The 24,513-nt window shown below is 71.0% G+C and carries 29 protein-coding genes; 17 read left to right on the top strand and 12 right to left on the bottom strand.

All coding sequences use genetic code 11. The features are described from left to right. Position 1: 1 nt before the first annotated feature. Complete coding sequence (locus tag VPH43_RS06970; RefSeq protein ID WP_328576956.1) at positions 2–1,381, bottom strand: sigma-54-dependent transcriptional regulator; 1,380 nt, start codon at positions 1,379–1,381, stop codon at positions 2–4. 40 nt (positions 1,382–1,421) lie between these two features. On the opposite strand from VPH43_RS06970, the gene VPH43_RS06965 reads away from it, so the two are divergent. Next, the gene (locus VPH43_RS06965) at positions 1,422–2,072 is read left to right on the top strand and encodes a cysteine hydrolase family protein (RefSeq protein ID WP_328576955.1); all 651 of its coding nucleotides are present in this window, start codon (positions 1,422–1,424) and stop codon (positions 2,070–2,072) included. Here VPH43_RS06965 and VPH43_RS06960 read toward each other — a convergent pair. Further along, positions 2,017–4,590 (bottom strand): hybrid sensor histidine kinase/response regulator, encoded by a 2,574-nt coding sequence (locus VPH43_RS06960; protein WP_328576954.1) that lies wholly within the window; start codon positions 4,588–4,590, stop codon positions 2,017–2,019. The genes VPH43_RS06965 and VPH43_RS06960 overlap by 56 nt on opposite strands. Continuing rightward, the gene (locus VPH43_RS06955; protein ID WP_328576953.1) at positions 4,556–4,741 is read right to left on the bottom strand and encodes a hypothetical protein; all 186 of its coding nucleotides are present in this window, start codon (positions 4,739–4,741) and stop codon (positions 4,556–4,558) included. Before VPH43_RS06955 ends, VPH43_RS06960 begins: the two co-directional genes overlap by 35 nt. Before the next feature lie 283 nt (positions 4,742–5,024). Here VPH43_RS06955 and VPH43_RS06950 point away from each other — a divergent pair, with 283 nt between their 5' ends. From VPH43_RS06950 to VPH43_RS06940, 3 genes are read left to right on the top strand one after another with little or no spacing between them, the layout of a single operon-like run. Next, positions 5,025–5,354 carry a DUF883 family protein gene (locus VPH43_RS06950; protein WP_328576952.1) on the top strand — a complete coding sequence of 110 codons (330 nt, stop codon included), beginning with the start codon at positions 5,025–5,027 and terminating at the stop codon, positions 5,352–5,354. A 13-nt stretch (positions 5,355–5,367) separates the two neighbouring features. After that, positions 5,368–5,820, top strand: a complete 453-nt coding sequence (locus tag VPH43_RS06945; protein ID WP_328576951.1) for a hypothetical protein — start codon at positions 5,368–5,370, stop codon at positions 5,818–5,820. Positions 5,821–5,838: 18 nt separating this feature from the next. Further along, entirely contained in the window at positions 5,839–6,783 is a 945-nt protein-coding gene (locus VPH43_RS06940; RefSeq protein ID WP_328576950.1) for a lipocalin family protein, read from the top strand. Here the strand turns inward: VPH43_RS06940 and VPH43_RS06935 are convergent. Next, entirely contained in the window at positions 6,780–9,008 is a 2,229-nt protein-coding gene (locus tag VPH43_RS06935; RefSeq protein ID WP_328576949.1) for a sensor histidine kinase, read from the bottom strand. The genes VPH43_RS06940 and VPH43_RS06935 overlap by 4 nt on opposite strands. A 151-nt stretch (positions 9,009–9,159) precedes the next feature. Between VPH43_RS06935 and VPH43_RS06930 the strand changes: the two genes are divergently transcribed. Genes VPH43_RS06930 through VPH43_RS06920 form a run of 3 tightly spaced genes read left to right on the top strand, consistent with a single transcriptional unit; the run spans position 9,160 to position 10,435 of the window. Then, positions 9,160–9,666, top strand: coding sequence for a PRC-barrel domain-containing protein (locus tag VPH43_RS06930; RefSeq protein ID WP_328576948.1), 507 nt, complete (start codon positions 9,160–9,162; stop codon positions 9,664–9,666). 42 nt (positions 9,667–9,708) lie between these two features. Next, positions 9,709–10,137, top strand: coding sequence for a PRC-barrel domain-containing protein (locus VPH43_RS06925; RefSeq protein WP_328576947.1), 429 nt, complete (start codon positions 9,709–9,711; stop codon positions 10,135–10,137). A gap of 4 nt (positions 10,138–10,141) precedes the next feature. After that, the gene (locus VPH43_RS06920; protein WP_328576946.1) at positions 10,142–10,435 is read left to right on the top strand and encodes a hypothetical protein; all 294 of its coding nucleotides are present in this window, start codon (positions 10,142–10,144) and stop codon (positions 10,433–10,435) included. Here VPH43_RS06920 and VPH43_RS06915 read toward each other — a convergent pair. Genes VPH43_RS06915 through VPH43_RS06905 form a run of 3 tightly spaced genes read right to left on the bottom strand, consistent with a single transcriptional unit; the run spans position 10,329 to position 12,354 of the window. Continuing rightward, complete coding sequence (locus VPH43_RS06915; RefSeq protein WP_328576945.1) at positions 10,329–11,564, bottom strand: DNA topoisomerase IB; 1,236 nt, start codon at positions 11,562–11,564, stop codon at positions 10,329–10,331. The genes VPH43_RS06920 and VPH43_RS06915 overlap by 107 nt on opposite strands. Positions 11,565–11,572: 8 nt before the next feature. Beyond that, positions 11,573–11,887, bottom strand: a complete 315-nt coding sequence (locus VPH43_RS06910; RefSeq protein WP_328576944.1) for a hypothetical protein — start codon at positions 11,885–11,887, stop codon at positions 11,573–11,575. 14 nt (positions 11,888–11,901) lie between these two features. Continuing rightward, complete coding sequence (locus VPH43_RS06905; protein WP_328576943.1) at positions 11,902–12,354, bottom strand: ferritin-like domain-containing protein; 453 nt, start codon at positions 12,352–12,354, stop codon at positions 11,902–11,904. A 162-nt stretch (positions 12,355–12,516) separates the two neighbouring features. Here VPH43_RS06905 and VPH43_RS06900 point away from each other — a divergent pair, with 162 nt between their 5' ends. Further along, entirely contained in the window at positions 12,517–13,308 is a 792-nt protein-coding gene (locus tag VPH43_RS06900) for a DUF2334 domain-containing protein (RefSeq protein WP_328576942.1), read from the top strand. A gap of 26 nt (positions 13,309–13,334) precedes the next feature. Then, the gene (locus tag VPH43_RS06895) at positions 13,335–14,126 is read left to right on the top strand and encodes a mechanosensitive ion channel family protein (RefSeq protein WP_328576941.1); all 792 of its coding nucleotides are present in this window, start codon (positions 13,335–13,337) and stop codon (positions 14,124–14,126) included. A gap of 12 nt (positions 14,127–14,138) precedes the next feature. Here the strand turns inward: VPH43_RS06895 and VPH43_RS06890 are convergent, their stop codons facing one another. Next, positions 14,139–15,533 (bottom strand): phospholipase D-like domain-containing protein, encoded by a 1,395-nt coding sequence (locus VPH43_RS06890; RefSeq protein WP_328576940.1) that lies wholly within the window; start codon positions 15,531–15,533, stop codon positions 14,139–14,141. 179 nt (positions 15,534–15,712) lie between these two features. Between VPH43_RS06890 and VPH43_RS06885 the strand changes: the two genes are divergently transcribed. Together VPH43_RS06885 and VPH43_RS06880 are read left to right on the top strand one after the other, a co-directional pair. After that, positions 15,713–16,273 (top strand): arsinothricin resistance N-acetyltransferase ArsN1 family B, encoded by a 561-nt coding sequence (locus VPH43_RS06885; protein ID WP_328576939.1) that lies wholly within the window; start codon positions 15,713–15,715, stop codon positions 16,271–16,273. A 29-nt stretch (positions 16,274–16,302) separates the two neighbouring features. Then, the gene (locus VPH43_RS06880; RefSeq protein WP_328576938.1) at positions 16,303–16,818 is read left to right on the top strand and encodes a GNAT family N-acetyltransferase; all 516 of its coding nucleotides are present in this window, start codon (positions 16,303–16,305) and stop codon (positions 16,816–16,818) included. A gap of 29 nt (positions 16,819–16,847) precedes the next feature. Here VPH43_RS06880 and VPH43_RS06875 read toward each other — a convergent pair whose 3' ends face one another. After that, entirely contained in the window at positions 16,848–18,254 is a 1,407-nt protein-coding gene (locus tag VPH43_RS06875) for a hypothetical protein (protein ID WP_328576937.1), read from the bottom strand. Positions 18,255–18,277: 23 nt separating this feature from the next. Here VPH43_RS06875 and VPH43_RS06870 point away from each other — a divergent pair, with 23 nt between their 5' ends. The 4 genes from VPH43_RS06870 to VPH43_RS06855 all read left to right on the top strand — a co-directional run bounded on the left by VPH43_RS06870 (position 18,278) and on the right by VPH43_RS06855 (position 21,059). Continuing rightward, positions 18,278–18,505, top strand: a complete 228-nt coding sequence (locus tag VPH43_RS06870; RefSeq protein WP_328576936.1) for a hypothetical protein — start codon at positions 18,278–18,280, stop codon at positions 18,503–18,505. A gap of 359 nt (positions 18,506–18,864) precedes the next feature. Beyond that, positions 18,865–19,230 (top strand): PspC domain-containing protein, encoded by a 366-nt coding sequence (locus VPH43_RS06865; protein ID WP_328576935.1) that lies wholly within the window; start codon positions 18,865–18,867, stop codon positions 19,228–19,230. 124 nt (positions 19,231–19,354) lie between these two features. Continuing rightward, positions 19,355–20,134: a helix-turn-helix transcriptional regulator gene (locus VPH43_RS06860; protein ID WP_328576934.1), complete on the top strand. Its 780-nt coding sequence runs from the start codon at positions 19,355–19,357 to the stop codon at positions 20,132–20,134. 109 nt (positions 20,135–20,243) lie between these two features. Beyond that, positions 20,244–21,059: a class I SAM-dependent methyltransferase gene (locus tag VPH43_RS06855; protein WP_328576933.1), complete on the top strand. Its 816-nt coding sequence runs from the start codon at positions 20,244–20,246 to the stop codon at positions 21,057–21,059. A 23-nt stretch (positions 21,060–21,082) separates the two neighbouring features. Here VPH43_RS06855 and VPH43_RS06850 read toward each other — a convergent pair whose 3' ends face one another. Next, positions 21,083–21,301, bottom strand: coding sequence for a SlyX family protein (locus VPH43_RS06850; protein WP_328576932.1), 219 nt, complete (start codon positions 21,299–21,301; stop codon positions 21,083–21,085). A gap of 78 nt (positions 21,302–21,379) precedes the next feature. Here VPH43_RS06850 and VPH43_RS06845 point away from each other — a divergent pair, with 78 nt between their 5' ends. Both VPH43_RS06845 and VPH43_RS06840 read left to right on the top strand, forming a co-directional pair. Further along, positions 21,380–22,309 carry a DUF808 domain-containing protein gene (locus VPH43_RS06845; RefSeq protein ID WP_328576931.1) on the top strand — a complete coding sequence of 310 codons (930 nt, stop codon included), beginning with the start codon at positions 21,380–21,382 and terminating at the stop codon, positions 22,307–22,309. Then, complete coding sequence (locus VPH43_RS06840; RefSeq protein WP_328576930.1) at positions 22,306–22,536, top strand: DUF1653 domain-containing protein; 231 nt, start codon at positions 22,306–22,308, stop codon at positions 22,534–22,536. The genes VPH43_RS06845 and VPH43_RS06840 overlap by 4 nt, the downstream gene beginning before the upstream one ends. On the opposite strand, the gene VPH43_RS06835 is transcribed toward VPH43_RS06840, so the two are convergent. Together VPH43_RS06835 and VPH43_RS06830 are read right to left on the bottom strand one after the other, a co-directional pair. Further along, on the bottom strand, positions 22,524–23,219 hold the full coding sequence (locus VPH43_RS06835) for a hypothetical protein (RefSeq protein WP_328576929.1): 696 nt from the start codon (positions 23,217–23,219) through the stop codon (positions 22,524–22,526). The genes VPH43_RS06840 and VPH43_RS06835 overlap by 13 nt on opposite strands. 144 nt (positions 23,220–23,363) lie before the next feature. Then, complete coding sequence (locus VPH43_RS06830; protein WP_328577382.1) at positions 23,364–24,437, bottom strand: PQQ-dependent sugar dehydrogenase; 1,074 nt, start codon at positions 24,435–24,437, stop codon at positions 23,364–23,366. Positions 24,438–24,513: the final 76 nt, after the last annotated feature.

Raw genomic sequence — 24,513 nt, 5'->3', positions numbered from 1 at the left:
CTCAACGGCTGGCAGCAGCCTCGTCGCTGGGCGACGCGCTCTCCTGGGAATATTCCTTCAGCCGGTTGTACAGGGTCTTCAGGCTCACACCCAGTGCGGCAGCCGTCTTTTCCTTGTGGTTGCCAAAGCGCTGCAAGGTGGCCAGGATCAGCGTGCGTTCCACTTCCGCCAGCGGGGTGCCCACGCGCACGGTGATGGTGGCGCCGTCGCCAGAGGACGCCTTGGGCGCCTCGAACTGCAGCCACTCGTCGCCGATCTCGTGGCCTTCTTCCATCAGGTAGATGCGCTGCACCACGTTGCGCAACTCGCGCACGTTGCCTGGCCAGCGGTACTGCTTCAGCTTGTCGACCGCGCGCTGTGCAAAGCGCTTGTTCTGGCCCTCGCGGCGGCAGATGTCCTGCAGGAAGTGGTCGGCCAGCAGCGGAATGTCATCCAGCCGGTCCTGCAGCGGCGGCAGGTGGATCGGGAAGACGTTCAGACGGTACAGCAAGTCTTCGCGCAGCTTGCCGGAGGCCACCGCCTGCTCGGGCACGCGGTTGGTGGCCGCGATCACGCGCACGTCGGTCTCCAGCGCATTGGTGGAGCCCACGCGCATGAAGGTGCCGGTTTCGAGCACGCGCAGCAGCTTGACCTGCAGCTCCAGCGGCATCTCGGTGATTTCGTCGAGGAACAGCGTGCCGCCGTGGGCGCGCTCGAAGAAGCCCAGGTGCTGACGGTCTGCACCGGTGAAGCTGCCTTTTTCGTGGCCGAAGATTTCGCTTTCGATCAGGTGCGGCGAGATGGCGCCGCAGTTCACCGCGAGGAAGGGCTGCTTGCGCCGGCGCGACAGGTCGTGGATGGTGCGCGCGGCCACTTCCTTGCCGGTTCCGCTTTCGCCGGTGATCAGCACGGTGACGGCCGTGCCGGCCACGCGCGAGATCTGCTCGTACACCCGCTGCATGGCGCCGGAGCGGCCCCACATCTGCCCGAAGCGGCCGGTCTTCTCGAACTCGCTCTTGAGGTCGGCCAGCTCCGCCTTGAGCGCCGAGGGCCGCATCACGCGCGACAGGATGCCCTGCAGCTGCTTGATGTTGATCGGCTTGATGAGGTAGTCGGCCGCGCCCATGCGCAGCGCCTGGATGGATGTCTCCAGGCTCGCATGACCGGTGATCAGCACCACCTCGGTGTTGGCCAGCGTTTCGGGTTCCTTGAACAGCTCCATCCCGCTGCCGTCGGGCAGCATCAGGTCGAGCAGCACGATGTCGGGCTCGCGCATGGCGAGGTGGCGGCGCGCGTCGCGCAAGGTGTGGGCCGTGGCCGCAGTGAAGCCTTCGCTGGCAATCAGCGCAGCCATCATTTCGGCGGAGTCGGCATCGTCTTCGACGATGAGTGCGTGTCCCATGTGTCCCTCTGGTGTGGAGTCCTGTGCCTTAAGCGTGGGCATGCAGCTTGCGCTGTGCCCTGGAATGAAGCTCGAAGCTCCCGTTCGTCACAAACGTCGTCACTCGGCCCAGGTGTTGGCCGATGGGTTGCAGCACAGTCCGACTGTGCTGCTCCTGGTCGATTTCATCAACCCGTTGCAGTTCCCCGAGGGCGGCGCACTGGCGGGGCCGGCCGAAGCGGCTGCAGTCGCGACGGCGCGGTTGAAGCGCCGGCTTGCCGCGGAGGGCGTGCAGGCGATCTACGCGAATGACAATTATGGAACCTGGCATTCGAATTTCCATGAAACGTGGCGTCATTGCCGGTCTTTGCAAGGGGCATCGCGCCGGATGGCGCAGGCGCTGAAGCCCGGGCCGCAGGACCTGGCCATCCTGAAGCCGCGCCACTCCGCGTTCTTCAGCACGCCGCTGGAGCTGCTGCTGGGCCAGTTGAAGGCAAAGCGCCTGGTGGTCGTGGGCCTGGCCACCGACATGTGCGTGCTCTTCACCGCGATGGACGCGTTCCTGCGCGGGTACAAGCTCTGGGTGCCGGCCGACTGTGCGGCAGCCGAAACGCCGCAGGCGCATGAACAAGCCCTGGAGTACATGAAGCGTGTCCTCAAGGCGCAGGTGAAGCCGGCATGGCCGCCGGGGTCTCCCGCAGCAGCTCCTTGAGGGTGCCGCGCAGCAGGTCCGGGTCCATCGGCTTGCCGAGGTGGGCGTCGAAGCCGGCGGCGAGCACGCGCACGCGGTCGCTCGGGCTGGCGAAGGCGGTCACCGCGACGGCCGGCAGCGCGGGCTCGCCGCGCTCGCGGTGCAGCTCGCGCACGCGCCGGATGAAGCTGTAGCCGTCTTCGCCCGGCATCGCGATGTCGGAGATCAGCACTTCAGGCCGCTGCTGCTCGCTCACCGAGCAGAGGTAGGCAAAGCCTTCGTCGGCATTGGAGAAAAATGCCGCTTCCACTGCTTCGTCGCGCAGCAGCAGCTCCAGGATCTGCCGGCCTTCCGGATCGTCTTCCACCACCGCCACGCGGCGGCCACGCAGGCTGAACGCAGGGGCGGGCACGGTCGCTTGTGCGTCGGCGCCGGCCGCGGATTCTTCCAGGGGCGGCGCGGGCAGCTCCATCGTGAAGGTGGCGCCGCGGTCGGGGCCGTCGCTGCGCACGCCCAGGCGCCCGCCGTGCAGCTCCACCAGCTGGCGCGCCAGCGCCAGGCCCAGGCCCAGGCCGCCCTGGCGCCGGGTGCTCGAGGTGCCGCTGGCCTGGCGGAAGGGCTCGAACACGCGGGCAGCCTGTGTGGGCTCCAGCCCGACGCCGGTGTCGGCCACGTCGATGCTCACGCGGTCCGGTGCGGTGCGCCGGCTGCGCACGTCGATGCGCCCGCCGGTCGGGGTGAACTTCACCGCGTTGGACAGCAGGTTCACCAGCGCCTGGCGCAGCCGCTCCGGATCCACGTCGACCATGGGCACGTCGGCCGCGTGCTGCAGCTGCAGCTGCAGTTGTTTTTCGGTGGCCTGCGGGCGGAAGGTGTCCACCGCCTGCTCCAGCAGGGGCGCCAGCGGCGAGCGGCGCTTTTCCAGCGCCACCTTGCCGCGCAGCAGGCGCTGGGTGTCCAGCAGGTCGTCGACCATGCGCGCCTGCGCCGCCACGTTGCGGTCGATGGCATCCAGCGGCCGGAGCTGGCTCTCCGGCAGGTTGGCCGTCTTGCGCAGCACATGGGCCCAGCCGCGGATGGCATTCAGCGGCGAGCGCAGCTCGTGCGAGACCACGGCGAGGAATTCGTCCTTCGCCGAGGCCAGCGCTTCGGCCTCGCTGCGTGCGGCGCGCTCGCGCGCGAGCAGCCCTTCGCGTTCCAGGTCGCGCAGCTTGCGCTCCGTGATGTCCTCGGCGATGCCGCCGATGCGCAACACGCGGCCGTCGGCGGTCTGCAGGTGGAAGCGGCGGTCGCGGATCCACAGGGTGCTGCCGTCGCGGCGCAGCAGCCGGTATTCGCGCACCGGCTCATGCCCGTCCGGACCCGCTGCACTGGCGTAGAACGGTGTGGGCAGGGCATGCCGGTCTTCCGGCTGCACCGTCTGGCGCCAGCCGTCCGGGTCGGCCTGCAGGCTGGATGCGTCGGTGCCCCACAGGCGCTCGAACGCCGGGCTCACGTACAACAGCTCGCCGCGCGCCAGGTCGGCGAACCAGAACACGTCGTCGCTGCTCTGGGCAAACTGGCGGAAGCGCTGCTCGCTGTCCTTCAGCGCCATCAGCGCGCGCCGGCGATGGGTCACGTCGTAGGCGATGCACAGCACGCTCTCGACCCGGCCCGCGGCATCGGTCTCGGGGATGAGGCGGCAGACGTAGTGGCGTTCATCGCCCGAGGCCGAGGGGGTGCTGAACTCGCACTCCTGCTCCTCGCGGTCGATCAGCACCCGCAGCGCACCGTCGCGCCAGCCCTCGGCCACCACGGCGGGCAGACCGGCCTCGGCGGCGGTGTGGCCGATGAGCTCGTTGGGCGCGATGCCGAACGCCTGGCGGATCGCCTGGTTGGCATACACATGGCGCAACTGGCGGTCCAGCCGGGTGATGCCGTCGGGCGCGTTGTCCACCAGGGTGCGGAACTCGCGCTCACGCCGGTCCAGCGCGTCTTCCACCCGCTTCTGGCGTTCGATCTCGGTGGCGCTGCCAGCCCACAGCTGCGGCTGGCCGTCGGCCCCGCGCAGCAGGCGGGCGCGCGACAGGTGCCAGCGGAACTCGCCGCTCGCATGGCGCAGGCGGAACTGCGATTCGACCACCTCGTCGGCGCCAGCGGCGGGCGGGTGCTGCCACTGGCGCAGCAGCCGGAGCTGGTCCTCGGGATGCAGCAGCTCATGCCAGCGTTCCGCCAACGAAGGCGTGTCGTGCAGGCCGGTGTACTCGAACCAGTGGCGATTGACATACAGGGTGCGGCCGTCCGGCGAGCAGGCGAACAGCAGGGCCGGCGTCGCATGCGCCAGCGCGGCCCAGGGCAGGGCGCCCGGCAGCGCCTCTTCGAGCAGCAGCAGGCGCGTGCGCTCGCCCGCGGCCGGCCGGCCGGCGTCCGACGAAGGGCCGGGTGCTGCCAGCGGGGCGGCGGCCAAGCCGAGGCCCGCCACGCCCTCGTGGAAAGCAGGAAAGCCGATCACCGCGGGTTCTGTGTCAGCGTCCGCCTCGGGCATAACCGTGGGCGCCACGGCGGTCTTCGCGGGCGGGTGGACGGTCGGTGACGACCGTGCGGCGCGGCTCGCCGGGGTGGGCGCGGCGACGCTCGACATCCAGCTCGTGCCGGTGAGCAGCCATCTCGCGTGCGGCGCGCTCGACGGCGGTGGCGGTCATGTGGGCCATGGGTGAAAGCTCCTTGCAGGCAGGCAGCCGCGGCAGGCCGCCACGGGGTGTCCGGCCCGTCCAAGGCGCAAGACCCATGCCTGCCCACTTGGCCGCCTACACCCTGGCGCCAAGGCACGGCGGTTGCCCAAGCCTTCAGCAGCCGCGAACCGCGCCACGCCCAGCGTGAGCGGCTCGTGCCGGCTCCGCGTCCGGTCGCTTCAGGCGTTTGACCGGAGGCGGGTGAACGGCCGCAGCGTCCGGAAATCGGTGCCGCGTTTTGTACTTTCTACAGGAGGCTTCCATGGACACCCCCAGCAGCTCGTCGTCGACTTCTTCCACCGTGACCAACGGTGCCGCGGGCAATCCGCAAAAACTGGTAGAGCGCGTGGCCCAGACGGCCCATGACACGGTGGACCGCGTGGCGGCTGCCGCCGGCCCGGCCCTGGAAAAGCTGCGCACCAAGACCACCGGCGCGCAGGAAACCCTGCAATCCAAGGCGGACCAGCTCGGTGCGATGCAGGAAGAGTGGATCACCAGCGCGCGCAACTACGTGCGCGAGAACCCGATCACCGCCATCACCATCGGCGTGCTGGCCGGGCTGGTGATCGGCCGCATGGGCCGCTCCGACTGACCCGGACCGCTTCGTGAACCCCGAAGCAGCAACCGCGACCGCCCCGGCGGCCGCTGCGTTCGTGCCGGAGGCGCCCGAAGCGGCCAGCCCGGCGGCCGGCACCGACATGCCGGCCGCCGACGCGGCCGGCTTCATGGCGCTGGCCCGTGCCTTGTGGGGCGACCTGCACGGCGCCATCACCGAGCGCTTCAAGCTCGTCGGCCTGGAGCTGCGGCTGGCGGGCCTGACGCTGGTGCAGGTGGTGGTGCAGGCGGTCATCGTGGCCGTGCTCGTGGTCACCGCCTGGCTGGGGCTGGTCGCGGGCGTGGTGGCGGGCTTTGTCAGCGCGGGCCTGCACTGGGGGTTTGCGCTGGCGCTGGGCATCGTCATCAACCTGGGTGTGGCGGCCTGGCTGGTGCGCAGCATGCTGAAGATGATCGAACGCATCGGCATGCCGGCCAGCCTGCGTGGCTTCAACAAACGCTAGCGTGAACAGGCGCGGACCATGCTCAGAAATCACCTGAAACGCATCGAAGACGAAATCCAGGATTGCGAAGCGCGCGTCAAGCTGCACGACAACCGCTTGAGCGGCGGCGCGCGCGCGTTGAAGGGTGAGCTGGCCCATGCGGCCAGCGGCAAGGCGGTGATGGCCGGCGGCGCGCTGCTGGGCACCGTGGCCGGCCTGTGGTGGCGCCGCTCGCGGCACCACGCACACCGGGGTGCACAGCACGCCGACTACCGCGCCGGCTACCGGGACGGCCTGCGTGCGTCACGCCGGCGCGAGCGCGGCGTGCCGGACCTGCTGGCGCGCTGGAGCCCCCTGCTCATGCCCTTGCTCACCCCCTTGCTGGACCGCAAGGTGGCGCAGTTCCTGTCCGGCCTGGGCGTGCCGGTGGGCATGAAACCCACGCCGCCGTTGCCCACCGTGACCGAGATCGACCTGCGCCGCTATGCCGGCCGCTGGTATGAGATCGCACGCATGCCGTTGAAGCAGGAAGAGCGCTGCCGGCGCGACGTGACCGCCGAGTACACGGCGGACGACGACGGCGGCATGACGGTCACCAACCGCTGCGTGCGCGAGGACGGCAGCGTCGAGCAGGCGGAGGGCAAAGTACGCATGCCGGACACCCGCTTCCCCGGCCAGCTCGAAGTGGCCTTTGCCCCCGCGGCGATGCGCTGGTGGCCCGGCGCCTGGGCCGACTACTGGGTGCTGTTCGTGGACGAGGACTACAGCATGGCGCTGGTGGGCACACCCGAGCGCGACGGCTTGTGGATCCTGTCGCGCACGCCCGCCGTGGAGACCGCCGACCTGGAGGCGCTGAAGTCCCTGGCACTGCGCCATGGCTTCGACACCGACCGGCTGCTGCGCACCGAGCACACGCCATCCACCGATGCGATCCCAGGCCAGGAGGGCCGCGCGACAGTGGCGCCGCACCCGCAGCACCATTAGGCCGCGAACGTGGGCGTGTCACCCAGCGCCAGCTGCTCCCGCAGCACCGCCAGGGTGAGCGGCACCGCGATGCAGGCATCAAAACCTGCGCGCTGGCAGAAGGCCAGGTCCGCAGGTTCCGGGCACAGCGCCACCAGGCGCAGTTGCGTACGGGCAGCACGCAGGGCCAGCAGCCCGGCATCGAGCTCGGGCGCCAGCGCCGAAGGGTCCACGACCACCAGCGCACCTTCGAAGTCGATGTCGTTGCGCAGCAGCGCCAGCGCGGCGGGCGCGTTGGGGCAGGTGGTGATGCGCTGAACCTGCTGCTCCAGCAGGCTTTCCAGCGGCTGCAGCGCCTGGGTGGCGGTGCCCAGCAGCACCAGCGGCCTGGGGCGGTGCTGCGGTGGCGGTGTGCTGCGCGTGGCCGCCAGCCGAACGGTGAAGCGGCTCCCCAACCCGCTGCCCGGGCTGTGGGCGGTGACGGTTCCGCCATGCAGCTCCACCATGCGGCGCACCAGCGTCAGGCCCAGGCCCAGGCCGCCCTGGCGCCGCTCATGGGTGCGCTCGCCTTGCACGAACAGGTCGAACACACGCGGCAGCAGGGTGGTGGGTATGCCCATGCCGGTGTCGTCCACCACGAGCTCGGCCATGCCGTCCACAGCGCGCAGCGTGACGCTGATGCGGCCGTCCGGCGGCGTGTACTTGGCCGCATTGGTGAGCAGGTTGCTCACCACTTGCTCGATGCGCATGGTGTCCACCTCGGCCCACACCTCGTCGAGCTCCAGCGTGAGGGACTGGTGTTCGAAGCGGCCCGCCAGGCGCAGCGCCGCATGGGTGCGCCACACCAGGCGCGCCAGGTTCAAGGGCTGGCGGGTGAGCTGGATCTTGCCCGCGGTGGCCCGCGCCATGTCCATCAGGTCGTTCATCAGGCCGACCAGCTGCTGCGTCTGCCGGCCGATGATGCGGCGCGCGCTGACGGCGGTTTCGTGCTGCGGGTCCACCCGGTTGATCACTTCCACCGCCGCGCCGATCGCACTGAGCGGGTTGCGCAGCTCATGGCCCAGCATCGCGAGGAACTCGTCCTTGCTGCGGTTGGCCTCCTCGGCGGTGCGGCGGGCGGCCTGCTCCCGCTCCATCAGCGCCAGCCGTTCGCTCAGCAGCGCCTGGTACTCATCGGCCTTGGCCTGCAGCGCCTGCATGGCAGCGGCGCGCTCGGCGTCGGCCGCCTTCAGCGCGTCACGCAGTGCCGCGATCTCCCGCACCACGATGCCGTGCTGCGCCGCCGCGGGGCCTTCATGGGCCAGGCGGCGCAGCGGTTCGCTCACGCGCCGGGCCACCCGCAGTGCCAGCAGCAACCCGAGCGACAGCGACAGCAGCCCGGCCATCAGGGCCGACGACAGCGTGGCCACCTCGGCCCAGGCGACATCGGGCGTGCTGACCCCCGCACCCACCCACCAGCCGGTGGCCGCCACCTGCTGCAGGGTGACCAGCGGCTGCGCGGCGCGCTCGGGCAGCCGCAGGCCGCCCTGCTGCTGGCGCAGCAGCTGCGCCTGGCGCTCGATGGGCAGCACCCGGCCGACATGGCGCTCGGGTTCCCGGCTGGTGGCGATGACACGCGAGCTGCCGTCCACCAGCGACACGAAGCCGTCGCGTGGCACGCTGGCCTGCTCGATCAGGGTTTGCCACTGGCTGGCCGCGATGCGCGCCACCAGCCGGTGCGGGCCGCTGGGCAGCACGACCGGCACTTCCACCGTGGTGGCAAACCGCGCCGTGCCCGCGGCGCGCACCAGGTCGCCGGGCCGGGCGCTGGCGGTGCCGGCCGGTGATGGCCCGATCGCTGGCTGGCCGGGAGGCGACGACGCCAGCACCCGCCCGTTGCGGTCCACCAGCATCACTGCGCTCCAGCTGGGGCGCGCAAGCGGCCAGCGCAGCAGGTTGAGCTGGAACTCGGCCGCATCGCCGCGCTGCAGCGCCGCGTCGTGCGACAGCAGGGTGAGTGCATCGGTCGACGAAGCCATCTCGCGCTCGACCACCAGGGCCAGCGAATTGACCAGCCGGTACAGCGCCGCCTGGCGTTCGCTGCGTGCGTCCTCCGCCTGCTGGTGCAGCAGGTACAGGGCAAAACACGCCAGCGGCACGGTGGCCACCACGATCACCGCGGCCAGGTAGGCGCGCAGCGAGGAAACGGGCCAACGCAGCCAGCGCGGCCGTTGCAGACGGAAAAGCGAGGAGAGGGACACAGGCACGAGGTGGGGACGGATCTATGGAGCCTAGCCGCCCCGGAAGCAGCGTCAAGCGCTGTACGTAGCAGTCTGTCCAGTTTGGGCATGCCAGTTGCCCTGGCGGGGGGAGCGCTGTCCTCTTGCGAGAGGCGCATCCCCCAAAAAAGGAAAATCCATGAAGTTGCAACTCGTTGCGCTTCCCCTGTCGGCTTTGCTGCTTGCGGGCCACGGCGCGCAGGCACAAGGCGGCGTCTCCACCCCAGCGACTGCGGCCCCTGCCAGCTCCGGCACCACCACCACCAGCGGCGAACGCGCGGCGCAGGACCGCAACGCCGAGCGCGGCTGGGAGCGCACGCATCGCGTGAGCAGGATCATCGGCACCGATGTGCGCAACCGTCAGGGCCAGAAGATCGGCGACATCAAGGACGTGGTGCTCGACGACCGCGGGCAGATCGCCTACGCGGTGGTGTCCACCGGCGGCTTCCTCGGCATGGGCGACCGGCTGCATGCCATCCCCTGGGCCGCGCTGCAGAAGGACGGCGACAAGGCGCACCTGGTGCTGGACATCGACAAGGAGCGCCTGAAGAAGGCGCCCGGCTTCGACTCGCGGCACTGGCCCAACATGGCGGAGGAGCGCTGGAACAGCGAGACCCGCGGCTTCTATGCCAACCCCCAACGTTGAACGGCGCCGCGCGCAGCCGCCAACCCGTCACAAGGATCGTCCATGAATCCCAGCACGCAACCCGGCCCGGACAACGGCGCGCACATCCAGGGCTCCGGCCTGCACTCGAACATGAGCGGCCCCGGCCCGCGCCTGATGACCGCGAGCACCCTCACCGGGGACAAGGTGATCAACCGCAGCGGCGACACGCTGGGCGAGCTGGAAGAGATCATGATCGACGTGCCGCGTGGCCGGGTGGCCTATGCGGTGATGTCCGCCGGCGGCGTGCTGGGCGTGGGGCAGAAGCTCTTTGCGATCCCCTGGCATGCGCTGGTGCTGGACACCGACCGCCGCTGTTTCATCCTCGACGCCGGTGCGGAGCGCTTCAAGGACGCACCCGGCTTCGACAAGGAGCACTGGCCCGAGCAGGCCGACGAACAATGGCATCGCGACCTGCACGCCTACTACCGTGCACCGCTTTACTGGGAGTGAGAACATGAAATCGACCCGTGGCCTCGTGTGGCTTGCCGGCCTGGCCGGCCTGCTGGCCGGCATCAGCCTGAGCACCCACCGCCGGCGCGAAGCCGAGCGCCGGACCCTGCGCGTGAAGCCGGAGCCGCTGCAGACCTGGGAAGGTGAAGGCGGGGCGGTGCCCTTGCGCACCGGCCGCACCGCGCAGCAGGTCACGCCGTCGTCTGCGCAGGCGCAGGCCGGCGAGCCGTTTTCCGGCCAGGGGCCGCTGGAACAGGGCGGCGGGCCGCGCTACGAGCAGGGCGGGCCGCCGCGCTGAGCAGCGCCAGCAGCTGCTTCTCGGCCGGCTTCAGGCCGCGCACCTGGCCAGGCGGCAGCTGCGCGCCGCCTTCGCACACCGCCTGCAGCCGGCCTTCGGCGAAGTGCGACAGCACGTCGGGGTGCACATAGGACTTGCGGCACACGCTGAGCGTGTGCCCCAGCTGCCTGGCCACCTCGGCGATCACCTCCTTCACACGGCGCCTGGCGTCGGCGGCGCTGCCTGCTTCGCAGGGGTGCAGCCGCTCCAGCGCCAGCGCGCTGGCGTGCCAGGTGCGAAAGTCCTTGGCCGTGAAGCGCTGTGCATCCGGCGCATCGGGCACGGTGCGCGTGCCGGCACGGCGCGCCGGTGAGGCTGCCGCGGCAATGTAGTCGTTGACATCGGCCGAGCCGATGGTGTGCAGCTCGCCGTCCTCGTCCACGCACTGGAACAGCTCCTGGCCGGGCAGCTCCTGCAGCCGGGCGCAGATGCGCGCCACCTTGGGATCGTCCAGCTCCACCCGCTGGTGCACGCCGCTCTTGCCGCGGAACGACAGGCGCAGCGTGCCGCCCTTCACCGCCACATGGCGGTTGCGCAGCGTGGTCAGGCCATAGGAGCCGTTGGTGCGGGCGTATTCGTCGTTGCCCACGCGCAGGTAGGTGGTGTCGAGCAGCCGCACGAGAGTGGCCAGCACCTTGTCGCGCGGCAGCCCGGGCAGGGCCAGGTCGCGTTCCACCCGGCGCCGGATGCGCGGCAGCGCGAGGCCGAACTCTCGCATGCGGGCGAACTTGGTGGCCCCACGCATGGCCTGCCAGAGCTCGTGGTAGCGGTACTGCTTGCGCCCGCGCGCGTCGCGCCCGGTGGCCTGGATGTGGCCGTGCTCCAGCGGGCAGATCCACACGTCGGTGTAGGCCGGCGGAATCGCCAGCCGGCGGATGCGGCTCAGCTGGTCGGGGTCGGTGATGCCGCGGCCCTGGCTGTCGACATAGCGGAAGCCGCTGCCGCGCTTGAGGCGGCGCCAGCCCGGCTGGCTGTCGTCTACATACACCAGCCGTTCGATGGCGGCGCGCTCGTCCTGCTCCAGCGCGGCCTTGAGCGCCAGCGCGGCGGCAGACGGCGCGGCGGCGGTGGGGGCCGTGCCGCGCGCCACGGCCGGCCTCAGCGCGCTGCGGAGCCGGCGCTGCCGGGCTGCGGCAGCCCGCCGCCTGGCAGGGTGGCCGCTGCGGCCGAGGCCGGGCCGCTGTCGGTGGCGCCGGCCACGTTCCTGCCGCGGCCGCCCTCGCCGTGGGCGGCGGCCGGCACGTCGGCCGCAGGCGAGCGCTCGGTGAGGATGCCCTTGGGCGTGCCGGTTTCGGTGCTGGCGGTGCTGGGCTTGGGCGGGGTGGGGCCCTTGCTGCGGTCGCACGCCGAGAGCGCCGCCAGCACAGCCAGGCACACGCCGGGCAGCAGCGCCCGTGGCGCTTTCAGCGACATGGCAGCCCGCTCCATCAGGTAGTGGCCGGGTAGCGGTCGCGCAGGGCCTTGATCTGGTCGTGGTTGCGCTGCGCGCCCTGCAGGTGGCGCTCCACCAGGTTGCGGACGCCTTCCGGCAGCGTCTTCTCCAACGCGGTACGGTACTTCTTCACCGCCACGTCCTCGCCACGCTCGCACTCTTCCAGCATCGAGTGGTCGCTGTAGCCCGAGAGCGTGCCGCGCGCGGCCACCCAGCCGCGGTGCACCGCGCCGGCGGCGGTGCCGCTGTCCTCGGGCTGCCCGCCGGCGGCCACCACCTGCTGCTGCAGCTCCTCGGCGGCACGGCGGCATTCTTCCGAGCGGGCCAGGAACACGCTCTTGAGCTCGGCTGACTTGGTGTGCTCGGCGCACTCCCTGAAGCCGTATTCGCCGTCCTTGGAGGTTTCGATCAGTTCATTCAGCACGTCCACCACATCGTCATTGCTCATTGCCGGCTCCTTGTAGGGGGGAAGGTCATTGCTTCGTTCCACGGCAGTTGGCGTGCCAGGGCCGCGCGCGTTCGGCATGCCGCTTGCCGCAAGCGCACACCGGTGCAAGGCGCGCCGGGCTATCGGGCCTCAGGCTGCGGATGGCGTTAACAGGGCCTGGTGATGATTCCTTCCTTCGTGGTGCTGTTGCGTGGCGTGGCACCGTCCAACTGGAGCGCCAGCCAGCGCGTGCTGGCGGCGGTGCGTGAGGTCGCGGCCGTGCCGGTGACGCTGCTGGTGGTGCCGCGCCTGCACGGCGAGCCCTACAACCTGCGTTTCGACAACGCCTTGACACGCCGGCTGGCCCTGGGCGACGAACTCGCGCTGCACGGCTACATGCACGAGGAGGACAGCCCCACCCTCGGGCCGCTGGACCGCCTGCGCCGGCGCCTGCACCGCGGAGAAGCCGAGTTCCAGAGGCTGCGCTGCGACGATGCGCTGCAGCGCCTGCATGCCGGCATGCGCTGGTTCGCGGCCAATGGCTGGCCGCTGGGCGGCTTTGTGGCGCCGCACTGGGCCCTGGGGCCGGGCGCCTGGGCGGCCCTGCAGCTCACGCCGTTCCTGTACACGCTCACGCGCGACGGCCTGCATGCACTGGCCCGCGACGAGGCCATGCCCAGCCACAGCATCGTGCACCACACCGCAGGCCCGGCGCGCCGGGCGCTGTCGCTCGCCTGGAACGCATGGCCGGGCCGGCTGGGGCAGGACGCCGCACCGCTGGTGCGCCTGGAGCTCACCCCCGATGCCGCTGACCACGGGGCCGTGCGGCGCGCCTGGCAGCACTGCCTGCATCGCCACCTGAGCTGCCGGCAGGCACAGACGCTCACGCGCGTGGTGCAGTCCTGGCAGCCCGCGCTGGCGCGGCCGGACGCGGTGCCCGCCGCGTTTCGCGCACCCTCGTCCGCGCGCGCCTGATGGATTGGCAGTTCCTACGGACTGAATTGCACACCTACGACATCCCGCTGCTCACGCTGGGCGGCGCGGTGATCACCGTGTCGTCGGTCATCAAGCTGCTGGTGCTGGGCGCGCTGCTGTACCTGCTGGCCGGGCGCTTCAGCCGCTGGACGCTGGGCCGGCTGCTGCGCCACACCGCCATGCAGGCGGGCCAGCGCGAGGCCGTGACCGGGCTGGTGCACTACGTGGTGCTGGTGGTGGGCGCGGTGGTGATCCTGCAGAACGCGGGCATCAACCTCACCGCGTTTGCGGTGGTGGCCAGCGCCCTGGGCGTGGGCGTGGGCTTCGGCCTGCAGAACATCATCAGCAACTTCATCAGCGGGCTGATCATCATGCTGGAGCGCCCCATCGAGGTGGGCGACCGCATCGAGCTGGCCGGCGTGGAAGGCGTGGTCCATGCGATCGGCGCTCGCCGCACCACGGTGGTCACCAACGACCGCATCGCGATCCTGGTGCCCAACCAGCGCTTCATCACCGACAACGTCACCAACTACGTCTACCTCGACCGCACCATCCGGCTGCGCGTGCCGGTGAGCGTGGCGCAGGGCGCCGACGTGCGCCAGGTGGAGCAACTGCTGCTGCAGGCGGCCGCGGCCGAGCCGCAGGTGCAGAAGCAGCCGGCCCCCGAGGTGGTGCTCACCTCGCTGGGTGGCGCCGCCCTCGGCTTCGAGCTGCTGGTGTGGTACGACGGGCAGGCCTGCAGCAAGCAGCAGGTGCTGAGCCGGCTGTACTTTGCGATCGGCAGCCTGCTGCAGGGCAGCGACATCCGCAGCGCGTGATCGCGCGCTGGTTCAGAGAAAGAACTCCACCTTGCGAGCCGCCCACTCCAGCAGCCGCTGGCGGCGCCCACGCCTGCGCCAGTCCTCCAGCGCGATCGCCTCGCTGCGCGCCAGGTCGTCGGCGAACACCTGCTCCAGGCGGGCCGCGAAGGCTTCGCCGAGCACCACGACGTTGGCCTCGGCGTTGTGCAGGAAGCTGCGCCAGTCGAGGTTGCTAGAACCGACGGTGGCCCACACGCCGTCGATCACCGCGGTCTTGGCATGCAGCAGCGCATCCAGCCGCTCGTGGATGTGCACGCCGCTGCGCAGCAGCCGGCTGTAGTGCGAACGCCCGGCATGCAGCGGCGCCCAGGCGTCGCTCATGCTGGGCAGCAGCAGCTCCACCCGCACCCCGCGCTGGGCGGCCTGGCACAGCGCGCGCAGCAGCCGGCGCGGCGGCACGAAGTAGGCGGCGGTGATGCAGATGCGATGCTGCGCGAGCTCGATTGCGCGCAGGAGCGAGCGGTAGAAGGGGTTGCGCCGGCGGCCGGCCTCGCAGGCGGCCACGCCCACGCGGTGCGGGCCCATCTTCGGCAGGCGCGGGAAGTAGTGCGCCAGGTACGGCCGCTGCCCCGTCTGGCTGATCCAGTGGTCGATGAACAGCTGCTGCAGCTGTGCCACCACCGGGCCTTGCACCTTCACATGGGTGTCGCGCCAGGGGGCGGGCTGGGCCTGCCAGGGGCGACGCCCTGCGCCGGGCCGCACGGCATACACGTTGGAGATGTTGATGCCGCCGGTGAAGGCCACGCGGCCGTCCACGATCAGCAGCTTGCGGTGGTCGCGCAGGTGCATCGCGCGGCGAAAGGTCTCCTTGAAGCCGCGCAGCAGCGGGTTGTAGCAGCACATCTGCACGCCCGCCTCGCGCAGCGCGTCGAAGTAGCTGCTGCGGGTCTGCAGCGAGCCGAAGTGGTCGAACAGCAAGTTCACCTTCACGCCTTCGCGGCGCTTGGCGATCAGGCGCCTGGCCAGCTCGCGCCCGGGCCCTTCCGCTTCGACGATGTAGCTTTCGATGTTGATGTGGTCGCGTGCCGCGTCGATGGCCTGGAACATGGCGGCGTAGGTGGCCGGCCCGTCGACCAGCACTTCGACCTGGTTGCCTTCGGTCAGCTCGTGCGGCAGGGCGGCGGCCAGCGCGGTGGCATGGCGCGCCAGGGCGTCGCGTGGCGCCTGCGGCTGGGCGGGCGCCACGGACGCGTTGCGCCGCAGCAGGGCCAGGTGCCGCCGCACCGCGCGCCAGGGTGCACGCTCGCGCGGCTGCGGCGCGGCTGCGGCAGCCGCGGGGGGCGACGCGGGTGAGGGCGCAGCATCCGCTGTGGGTGCTGCGTCAACCATCGGCTGGAAGGACGGCTTGGAGGGACGCTCGGGCATGGTGCCTCGAGTCCGGGCAAGGCCTGTGCCTTGTCGGCGCTGCAGTGGCGCGGCTGTCAGTGCGTGCCGACGCGGGGCCGCTCACCGTGGCGCCGGGCGCGGCGGGTGCCGGTTTTCACGGCCCGGGCAGCCGCCGGTATGCTCGCTTGTCGATCACCACCGCTGCCATCCGACCTGCCATGACGCTTCGCCCCGCCTTGTCCAGCGACGCCGCCGCCATTGCGGCGATCTACGCGCCCATCGTCGAACACACCGCCATCTCGTTCGAGCTCGAGCCGCCCAGCGTGGATGAGATCCGCTCGCGCATCGAGGCGACGGTGCAGCGCCTGCCCTGGCTGGTGAGCCTGGATGCCGCCGGCGCGGTGAACGGCTATGTCTATGCCAGCCGGCATCGCGAACGCGCGGCGTACCAGTGGTCGGTGGACGTGTCCGCCTATGTGCGCGACGACGCGCGCGGGCAGGGCGTGGGCAAGCGGTTGTACCTGGCCTTGTTCCGCGAGCTGGCCGAGCTGGGCTATTGCCAGGCGTTTGCCGGGATCGCACTGCCGAATGCGGGCAGCGTCGGGCTGCACGAGTCGGTGGGCTTCAAGCCGCTGGGCGTGTACCGCAACGTGGGGTTCAAACACGGGGCCTGGCGCGACGTGGGCTGGTGGCAGCGGCCGTTGGGCGACGCGCCCGGTGCGCCGCAGGCGCCCCGCCTGTGGAACGCCAGCCTCTGGCGCAGCCCACAAACCGCCTGACGGGCGCAACGCGAGATCCGCCGCCGGCCATGCGCGTGACCTTCCGCGTGATCCACACCGAGCGTCTGCGCCTGCGCCGCATGCACACCGGCGACGCGGCCTTCATGCTCGCCTTGCTGAACCAGCCCTCGTTCATCCGCAACATCGGCGACCGCGGCGCGCGCGACCTGGCGGGCGCACGCGCCTACATCACCGACCGGGTGCGCGCGGCCTACGACCGGCACGGCTTCGGCATGTACGTGGTGGAACTCAAGGCCAGCGGCGAGCCGGTGGGCATCTGCGGGCTGGTCAAGCGCGACAGCCTGCCGGAAGTGGACATCGGCTATGCGCTGCTGGAGCGGCATTGGGGCCGGGGTTATGCGCTGGAGGCCGGCCGGGCGGTGCTGGCGCATGCACCCAACGACATCGGCCTGCAGCGCCTGCTGGCCATCACGGCGCCCGACAACCTGCCGTCCATGGCGCTGCTGGAAAAGCTGGGCCTGCGCTACCAGCGCCTGATGCAACTGCCCGAGGGCGACAGCGCCCTGTTCAGCCTCGACTTCTGACGCGTCAGCGGATGCCGGCGCTGCGCGCGTCAGCGCCCGTGCCCGCCGCCGGAGGACTTGGCCTTTGCCCGCGGCAGGGTGGCCAGCGCACCGGGGTTGGACGAGCCGCCGAGGAACAGCTCCATCACCTGCTTGCGCCGCGGCAGGAACAGCTCGTTCATGGCCGGCGACACCACGTAGCGCACGGCACCGGTGGGCCCGTCAGGGCTGGGTTCCGTCTTGTTTTCCGGGGTGTGGGCAAAACCCGCCGATGCCGGCCAGGTGAGGCCGCCGCCCAACGACGCGCCATTGCTCAGCTGGTGGCAGCCCGCGCAGGACATGGCCTGCGCGCGCGCCACGATGTCCTGCGGCGTGAGGCTGGACGCGGTGCCTTCGGAGAGCTTGGCCTGGATGGCGGCCGAGAAGTTCGGCGAGCTCTCGAACTGCTTCGCGTAATTGGTCTTCGTCGTGCTCTGCGCGTCGCTGTCGAAGGCGCTGAAGGCGTCGGACAGCGCAGTCATGTTGAAGCGGTAGACGTCGTTCACCTTCAACGAGCCCACCACGTTGAGGAACGCCGCGCGGAAGTCGGCGCTCTTGGCATGGTTGGCCGTCTCGTTGAACAGCAGGCCTTCGGGGTTGTTCCTGCCGGGCATGGGCATGAACTTGAGGAAGCCGCTGTCCACCTGCAAGGTGTACTGCCGCATCAGCCAGTTCTGCTGCATGAACTGGTTGGTGCGCACCTGGCCCTTGGCCCGGGTGGACGCGTTGCCATAAGCGGCCGCCCGCACCACGGGCTGGAAGCCGGTGAGCCCCTTGTAGTAGAAGTCGTGCAGCTGGGTGGCGCGCTGCGCAGGGTCGGCGATGTTGCTCAGGCCGGCCCAGAACTGGGCCAGCGGCACACAACCGCTCAGGTCCTTGCCGTTGTGCTTCGGGTTCGGCAGCACGCCCTCGAACACCACCAGGTTGCGGTTCAAGCGGCCCTCCACCGTGAGGCCGCTCTTCTTGGCGAACACGATGCGGTATTCGCCGCAGTCGTCGCCCTGGGTGGGCAGGCTGGCGAGGTCGATCCGGTTGACCAGCGCCACCGCGACATAGGAGTCCGGTGAACTGGGGTCGAAGGCGCTGGCACCGATCTGGTTGCCCTCGGCGCGCGGGCACTGGATGACGAAGCCGTTGACCGTGGGCGAGCCGTTGGTATCCACCGTGTCGTCGCAATGCGGTCCCAGCGCCAGGCCGGGCTTGCGGTTGTTGGTGTCCATCCACTGGTTGAACAGCACCTGCTTGGTGATCGGCGTGGGGCTCTGCGACGCCAGCGTGCTCATGAACTCGTCGAAGCTGAAGCTCGCCAGGATCGCCTGGTCGGTGACCACCAGCGAGCGACGCGGATCGACCGGCGCGACCGTGCTCGGGGGCAGGGCGGAAAGCGCCGCGATCTGGGCATCCTGCAGCATCCCCATGCCGTCCATCTCCGGCTCGGGCGGTGGCGGCGGTGGCGGTGGCGGTGGCGGTGGCGGCGGTGGTGCTGGAGCAGGTGCCGGAGCGGGAGCAGGCGCCGGTGCCGGAGCGGGAGCAGGTGCCGGTGCTGGAGCAGGTGCCGGTGCTGGTGCTGGAGCAGGTGCCGGTGCCGGTGCTGGCTCCGGTGCGGGCGCAGGCGCAGGCGCAGGCGCCGGGGCGGGTGCGGGCGTCGGCGCAGGTGGTGGCGGGGTGACCGAGGTCTCCTCGCCGCCGTCCCCACCACCGCCGCCACCGCACGCGCAGAGGAACACCGTGGCGATCAGGGCGCCCAGGCCCAAGGGGCGCGAGCGGCCAAGCGTGCCTGGTGCCGCAGCTTTATACGACTTCACTGCTTCCCCGATTTGAATTCGACGTGATCCACACGGCAAGGCACATGCCCCTGGAACGGCACGCCGCCCCCCTGTTCCGGGGGGTGGGGCGCAACAGATTCTTGCGGCCGGTGCGGCCGATTGCCGCCCTGTTGCGCTGCCGGTGCAGTTCGTCGCACCGCGCTGGCGCGGGCCGCCCGCATCGTTACGCTGAAGGCATCGAGTCCCCTTCAGGAGCCACACCATGAGCCTCACCGACGAACTGGCCCGCCTGGGCGAGCTGCATCAGCGCGGCCAGCTGTCCGACGACGAATTCATGCGCGCCAAGCAACGTGTGCTCGGCACGGCAGGCGAGCCGGCTGACCCGCCGCCCGCGGTGGCGGCGGTCAACGCGCTGCGCCGAAGCCGGGGCGACCGGTGGCTGGGCGGGGTGTGTGGCGGCCTGTCGCTGGCCACCGGCATCGCGGCCTGGATGTGGCGGCTGCTGTTCACGCTGCTCGCGCTGTGCGCCGGCACGGGCGTGGGCCTGTACCTGCTGCTGTGGATCTTCGTGCCGGAGGAGGGCGTGCCGGCGGCGGCGAACGACGGGGCGCAGATGCAGGCGCGCTGAACCGCGGGCCGCGCACTCGCTACATTGCGCGGGTGATCCCTCTGGCTGCGCCCCCCGCATGACACCCGCCCCCACGCACCGATGCCAGGTGGCCGGTGCTCCCTGGCCCGGAGTGCATGGCACCGTGACCGACAGCGCCCGCCACTTCGGGCGCCACTGGCATGCCACCTACGGTGTGGGCCTGCTGGTGGACGGCGCACAAACCTCCGCCAGCGGGTGCGGCGTGGTGGACGCCTATGCCGGCGACGTGATCACCACCAACCCCGGCGAGGTGCATGACGGGCGCCCGCTGGGTGGGCCCTCGCGCCGCTGGCGCATGCTGTACGTCGATCCATCGGCCTTCGGGCTGCTCACGGACGGCGCCAGCGCCGGCGCGGACGTCGCGCTCACCCGCCCGGTCATCCAGGACCCGGCGCTCAAGCGGGCGCTGCTGCAGTTGTTTTCCCGGCTGGACGCCTGGCGGTCCGCCCCGTGTGCCGACCGCGCCGTGCTGTTGGCCTGCGAGGAGGCGCTGGCGCGCAGCGGCCACCTGCTGCTGCGGCGCCATGGCAGCGCTGCGCCGGCGCGCGAGGTGGCGGGCGAGGTGAGGCAGGCACGCGACCGCTTGGCCGATGAGCTGCTGGGCCCGCCCACGCTGGAGGAGCTGGCCGGGATGTCGGGCTTGAGCAAATACCAGCTGCTGCGCCGTTTCGAGAAGGCCTACGGCCTGCCGCCGCATGCCTGGCTGCAGCAGCAGCGGGCCGAGCGCGCCAGGGCCTTGATACGCCGGGGTGCGGGCCTGGCCGAGGCCGCCACCGCGTGCGGCTTTGCAGACCAGAGCCACATGACGCGCTGCTTCATGCGCCTGTTCGGCTTCACGCCTGGCGCGTGGCGCAAGGCGGTGTGCCCGGGCGCTGCCGGTTGACCAAGGCCACGCGGCGGCCCCCGCAGGCGGGCGGCGCCTGCAATCGCGTTCAAGACGCCGACCGGCGGGGGCGGGAGACTGCCACCCTCTTTGCAACCGCAGGCACACCATGACCCCCGCCTATGTGCACGGCTACGACCCGCGCGAAAACGAGCGCCTGCAGGACCAGGCCGGCACCCTGGTGGAGCTGCTGCATGGCGACACGCAGTACCCCGCCGGCAGCAGGGTGCTGGAAGCCGGCTGCGGCGTCGGTGCCCAGACGGTGACGCTGGCCCAGCGCAGCCCCGGTGCGCACTTCACCTCGGTGGACATCTCCGCCGCCTCGGTGGCCGAAGCGCGGCGACGGCTGCAGGCGGCCGGGCTGCACAACGTGGCGGTGCAGCAGGGCGACATCTTCCACCTGCCGTTCGAGGCGGCGTCCTTCGACCATGTGTTCGTCTGCTTCGTGCTGGAGCACCTGGCCCAGCCGGCGCGGGCGCTGGCCCTGCTCAAGCGCCTGCTCAAGCCGGGGGGCACGCTCACGGTGATCGAGGGCGACCACGGCTCCACCTGCTTCCACCCGGCCAGCGCGGCAGCGCAGGCCGCGGTGCAATGCCAGGTGACGCTGCAGCAGCGCGCGGGCGGCAATGCGTTGATCGGCCGGCAGCTCTACCCCTTGCTGGTGCAGGCCGGTTTCGACAGCGTGCGGGTGCTGCCGCGCATGGTGTACGTGGACGGCAGCCGGCCGCAGCTGGTCGACGGTTTCACGCGCAAGACCTTCACGGCGATGATCGAGGGCGTGCGTGGCGCTGCCGTCGCGGCGGGCCTGAGCAGCGCCCAGGCCTTTGATGCCGGCGTGCGCGACCTGCACCGCACCGCCGAGCCCGACGGGGTGTTCTGCTACACCTTCTTCAAGGGTGTCGCGCACCAGGGTGCGCCGCGCTGAACCAGCAAGCCCAGGGCGCGCGGTCAATAGTGCGGCGGGCGCTCGTCCACCGGGTTGGTGGCGCCCGGGGTGGTGTCATCCGGCCGCTGGCGCCGCAGCTGGGCCACCTCGCGCAGCAGCAGGTCGATCTGCTCCTGCTGCCGCGCGACCTGGGCGTTCAGATGGTCCAGCAGGTCGTCGGCGAAGCTGGCCTTGACCTCCAGCTCCATCAGGCGGTTTTCTAGCGTGCGGCCGTGTTCCATGCGCGCATTGTCGATGCCGGCCCGCAACGCCGTTACGATGCCGGGCCTCATCTCCACTTCAACGAAAGCCTTCCCACCGTGGCCGCCAGCAGCCTGTTTGCATTGATCGACGACATCGCCACCATCCTGGACGACGTGAGCCTGCTCACCAAGGTGGCGGCCAAGAAGACCGCCGGCGTGCTGGGCGACGACCTCGCGCTCAATGCGCAGCAGGTGTCCGGCGTGCATGCCGAGCGCGAGCTGCCGGTGGTGTGGGCGGTGGCCAAGGGCTCGGCGGTGAACAAGGCCATCCTGGTGCCGGCCGCGCTGGCCATCAGCGCGCTGGCGCCCTGGGCCATCACGCCGCTGCTGATGGTGGGCGGCGCCTACCTCTGCTTCGAAGGCGTGGAGAAGCTGGCGCACAAGTTCCTGCATGACCCCAGCGAGGACGCGCAGCACCACGACGAGCTGAGGCGCGCGCTGGTGGACCCCAGCGTCGACCTGGTCGCGGTTGAAAAGGACAAGATCAAGGGCGCGGTGCGCACCGACTTCATCCTCTCGGCGGAGATCGTCACCATCGCGCTCGGCTCGGTGGCGGGCGCGGCCTTCAGCGTGCAGGTGGGCGTGCTGGTCGGCGTGGCGGTGCTGATGACCGTGGGCGTCTACGGCCTGGTGGCCGGCATCGTGAAGCTGGATGACCTGGGCCTGTACCTCAGCCGCCGTGGCGGCGCGCTGCAACAGCGCATCGGCGATTGGATCCTGCGGGCGGCACCCTGGTTGATGAAGACCTTGTCCGTGGCCGGCACCGCGGCCATGTTCCTCGTGGGCGGCGGCATCCTGGCCCACGGCGTGCCGGCGCTGCACCATGGCGTGGACGATGTGGCCCATGCGGCCGGCGCGGTGGCGGGCATCGGCCCGGTGCTGGGCCCGCTGGCTTCGTTCCTTGCCAATGCGCTGATCGGCGTGGTGGCAGGCGTGGTGGTGCTGGCGGCGGTGACGCTGGTGCAGCGCCTGCGGGGCCGCAAATGAGCGCAGACCACGATGCTCCGGCGATCCTTCCCGGCCGCTACCGCCACTACAAGGGCCAGGACTACGAGGTGATCGCGCTGGCGCGCCACTCGGAAACCGAGGAGTGGATGGTGGTCTACCGCACGCTCTACGGCGACTTCAGCCTGTGGGTGCGGCCGGCCACGATGTTCGCCGGCACGGTGGAGATCGACGGCGTGCCCCAGCCGCGTTTTGCCTACCTCGGCTGAGGCGGCGCCGCGCTGCTGCTGCCGCTGCTGGCCAGGCGCACGCCGCCGAACAGGCTGCTGACCGGCCGCGTTTCCGGCAGCACGTACACCACCGCGGACCCGCGCCCCAGCTGGGGCAGCACCACGCCGGCGTAGAAGTCGTCGTCCACCACCACGCAGCCCAGCGTCGCGCGGTTGTCGTCGGGGCTGGTGCTGGCCAGTTGCTGCAGGCGACGCTGCTGTGCACGGTCGGGCCGCACGCGGTGGATGGCAAAGCCGGAGTCGTACTCCACCCACACCACGCGTTCGCCGTCGAGGTTGCGGCCCGGCTCCGACACGAAGCGGCCGGCCGGCGTGGTGCGTTCGTCGGGCAGCACCTGCGAAGGCGGCTTGTCGCCGACGCCGGGCACGGTGTGGTCGCCGGGCGCCTGGCCGATCAAGGCAGGCGCGGTGCCCAGCATGCGGCCCTGCGGCCCGAACACGAACAGCCGGGCGTCCTTCTTGTCGACGATGGCGAAGGGCAGGCCGGCGTTGTCGCCAGAGGCCAGCACCCAGCGCGCCACCTGGCGCGTGTCGGCGGACGCGCTGATGCGCTCCACTTCGGCCAGCGCCAGCTCGCGCTCGCCGGCCTGGGCCAGCGGCGCCAGGCACACAACCGCCCATGCGGCCACGATGGCACGCAGCCCTTGTGTCTGCAAACCCACTGCATCTCCTTCTCTTCCCTGCGGCCATCATGCAAGCCGCGGGCGCCGGGGTGGCGCCGGAAAAGCAAGGCGTTTCGAGACATTCGTCAGCCTTCGCGCGCCTTCGTGCGCGCGGTGTGACGGATGCCGCGCTCAGTGCCGGCTTTAGCGCGCGGGCCGCAGGCGCAGCAGGCGGCCGTCGGCGCTGTCGGTGAGCAGGTAGACGAACCCGTCGGGCCCCTGGCGCACGTCGCGGATGCGCTCCTGCAGGTCCTCCAGGTAGCGCATCTCGGCCACCACGCGGCCGTCGCGCAGCTGCAGGCGCGCGAGATGGGTGAACTTCAGCGAGCCCACCAGCAGGTCGCCCTTCCAGCCCGGGAACTTGTCGCCGGTGTAGAACGCCATGCCCGAGGGCGCGATGGAGGGATCGAAGTAGTGCACCGGCTGCTCCATGCCGGCAGCTGCGGTGCCGATTCCGATCTTTGCACCCGAGTAGTCGCGGCCGTAGGTGATCACCGGCCAGCCGTGGTTGCGGCCGGCGCCCGGGCGGTTGATCTCGTCGCCACCTTGTGCGCCGTGCTCGGCAGTCCAGAGCTGACCGTTGGGATCGAGCGCCGCACCCTGCACGTTGCGGTGGCCGTAGGACCAGATCTCCGGGCGGGCGCCCTTGCGCTGCACGAAGGGGTTGTCCGGCGGGATGGAACCATCGGTGCGGATGCGCACGATCTTGCCGATGGTCACGCTCAGGTCCTGCGCACGCTCGCGCTCGCTGAAGCGATCGCCCTGGGTGATGAACAGGGTGCCGTCGCGCCCGAACACCAGGCGCGAGCCGAAGTGGTTGCCGCCGCCCACCTTCGGCGTCTGGCGGTAGATGACCCGCAGGTCCTTCAGGGCCGCACCGTCCAGCACTGCACGCGCCACCGCCGTGCCGGCGCCACCCTCGCCGGGCTCGGCAAAGGAGAGGTACAGCGTGCGGTTGGTGGCAAAGGCCGGATCCAGCGCCACGTCCAGCAGGCCGCCCTGGCCCTGGGCCTGCACCGGCGGCACACCCTGCACCGGCGGCGACACGCGGCCGTCCGCCGACACGATGCGCAAACGCCCCGGCCGCTCGGTGACCAGCATGCGGCCGTCCGGCAGGAAAGCCAGCGACCAGGGGTGCTGCAGCCCGCTGGCGACCGTGTCGACCTGGACGTCGGCGGCATCGGGCGCCGTGGTGGCCTGCGGAAAGTGCGTGGGCATCGCGCTCGCGGCCTGCGGTTGCGCGGTGGCGGTAGCGGTAGCCATCCACAGGGCGGACAAGACAGGCAGGTTCCAG

The sequence above is a fragment of the Ideonella sp. BN130291 genome (genome assembly GCF_036231905.1).
In the GTDB taxonomy this organism is placed as follows: domain Bacteria; phylum Pseudomonadota; class Gammaproteobacteria; order Burkholderiales; family Burkholderiaceae_C; genus CAMLIZ01.
The sequence above is the reverse complement of the archived record's forward strand: the minus strand, read 5'-3'. Positions and strand labels throughout refer to the sequence as shown.

Bases quoted from the DNA above. Each gene is read 5' to 3' on its own strand.
- VPH43_RS06970 (WP_328576956.1), bottom strand. From the start codon at position 1,381: ATGGGACACGCACTCATCGTCGAAGACGATGCCGACTCCGCCGAAATG.
- VPH43_RS06965 (WP_328576955.1), top strand. From the start codon at position 1,422: ATGCAGCTTGCGCTGTGCCCTGGAATGAAGCTCGAAGCTCCCGTTCGT.
- VPH43_RS06955 (WP_328576953.1), bottom strand. From the start codon at position 4,741: ATGGCCCACATGACCGCCACCGCCGTCGAGCGCGCCGCACGCGAGATG.
- VPH43_RS06950 (WP_328576952.1), top strand. From the start codon at position 5,025: ATGGACACCCCCAGCAGCTCGTCGTCGACTTCTTCCACCGTGACCAAC.
- VPH43_RS06940 (WP_328576950.1), top strand. From the start codon at position 5,839: ATGCTCAGAAATCACCTGAAACGCATCGAAGACGAAATCCAGGATTGC.
- VPH43_RS06930 (WP_328576948.1), top strand. From the start codon at position 9,160: ATGAAGTTGCAACTCGTTGCGCTTCCCCTGTCGGCTTTGCTGCTTGCG.
- VPH43_RS06925 (WP_328576947.1), top strand. From the start codon at position 9,709: ATGAATCCCAGCACGCAACCCGGCCCGGACAACGGCGCGCACATCCAG.
- VPH43_RS06920 (WP_328576946.1), top strand. From the start codon at position 10,142: ATGAAATCGACCCGTGGCCTCGTGTGGCTTGCCGGCCTGGCCGGCCTG.
- VPH43_RS06910 (WP_328576944.1), bottom strand. From the start codon at position 11,887: ATGTCGCTGAAAGCGCCACGGGCGCTGCTGCCCGGCGTGTGCCTGGCT.
- VPH43_RS06905 (WP_328576943.1), bottom strand. From the start codon at position 12,354: ATGAGCAATGACGATGTGGTGGACGTGCTGAATGAACTGATCGAAACC.
- VPH43_RS06900 (WP_328576942.1), top strand. From the start codon at position 12,517: ATGATTCCTTCCTTCGTGGTGCTGTTGCGTGGCGTGGCACCGTCCAAC.
- VPH43_RS06890 (WP_328576940.1), bottom strand. From the start codon at position 15,533: ATGCCCGAGCGTCCCTCCAAGCCGTCCTTCCAGCCGATGGTTGACGCA.
- VPH43_RS06885 (WP_328576939.1), top strand. From the start codon at position 15,713: ATGACGCTTCGCCCCGCCTTGTCCAGCGACGCCGCCGCCATTGCGGCG.
- VPH43_RS06880 (WP_328576938.1), top strand. From the start codon at position 16,303: ATGCGCGTGACCTTCCGCGTGATCCACACCGAGCGTCTGCGCCTGCGC.
- VPH43_RS06875 (WP_328576937.1), bottom strand. From the start codon at position 18,254: ATGGGGATGCTGCAGGATGCCCAGATCGCGGCGCTTTCCGCCCTGCCC.
- VPH43_RS06865 (WP_328576935.1), top strand. From the start codon at position 18,865: ATGAGCCTCACCGACGAACTGGCCCGCCTGGGCGAGCTGCATCAGCGC.
- VPH43_RS06855 (WP_328576933.1), top strand. From the start codon at position 20,244: ATGACCCCCGCCTATGTGCACGGCTACGACCCGCGCGAAAACGAGCGC.
- VPH43_RS06850 (WP_328576932.1), bottom strand. From the start codon at position 21,301: ATGGAACACGGCCGCACGCTAGAAAACCGCCTGATGGAGCTGGAGGTC.
- VPH43_RS06840 (WP_328576930.1), top strand. From the start codon at position 22,306: ATGAGCGCAGACCACGATGCTCCGGCGATCCTTCCCGGCCGCTACCGC.
- VPH43_RS06830 (WP_328577382.1), bottom strand. From the start codon at position 24,437: ATGCCCACGCACTTTCCGCAGGCCACCACGGCGCCCGATGCCGCCGAC.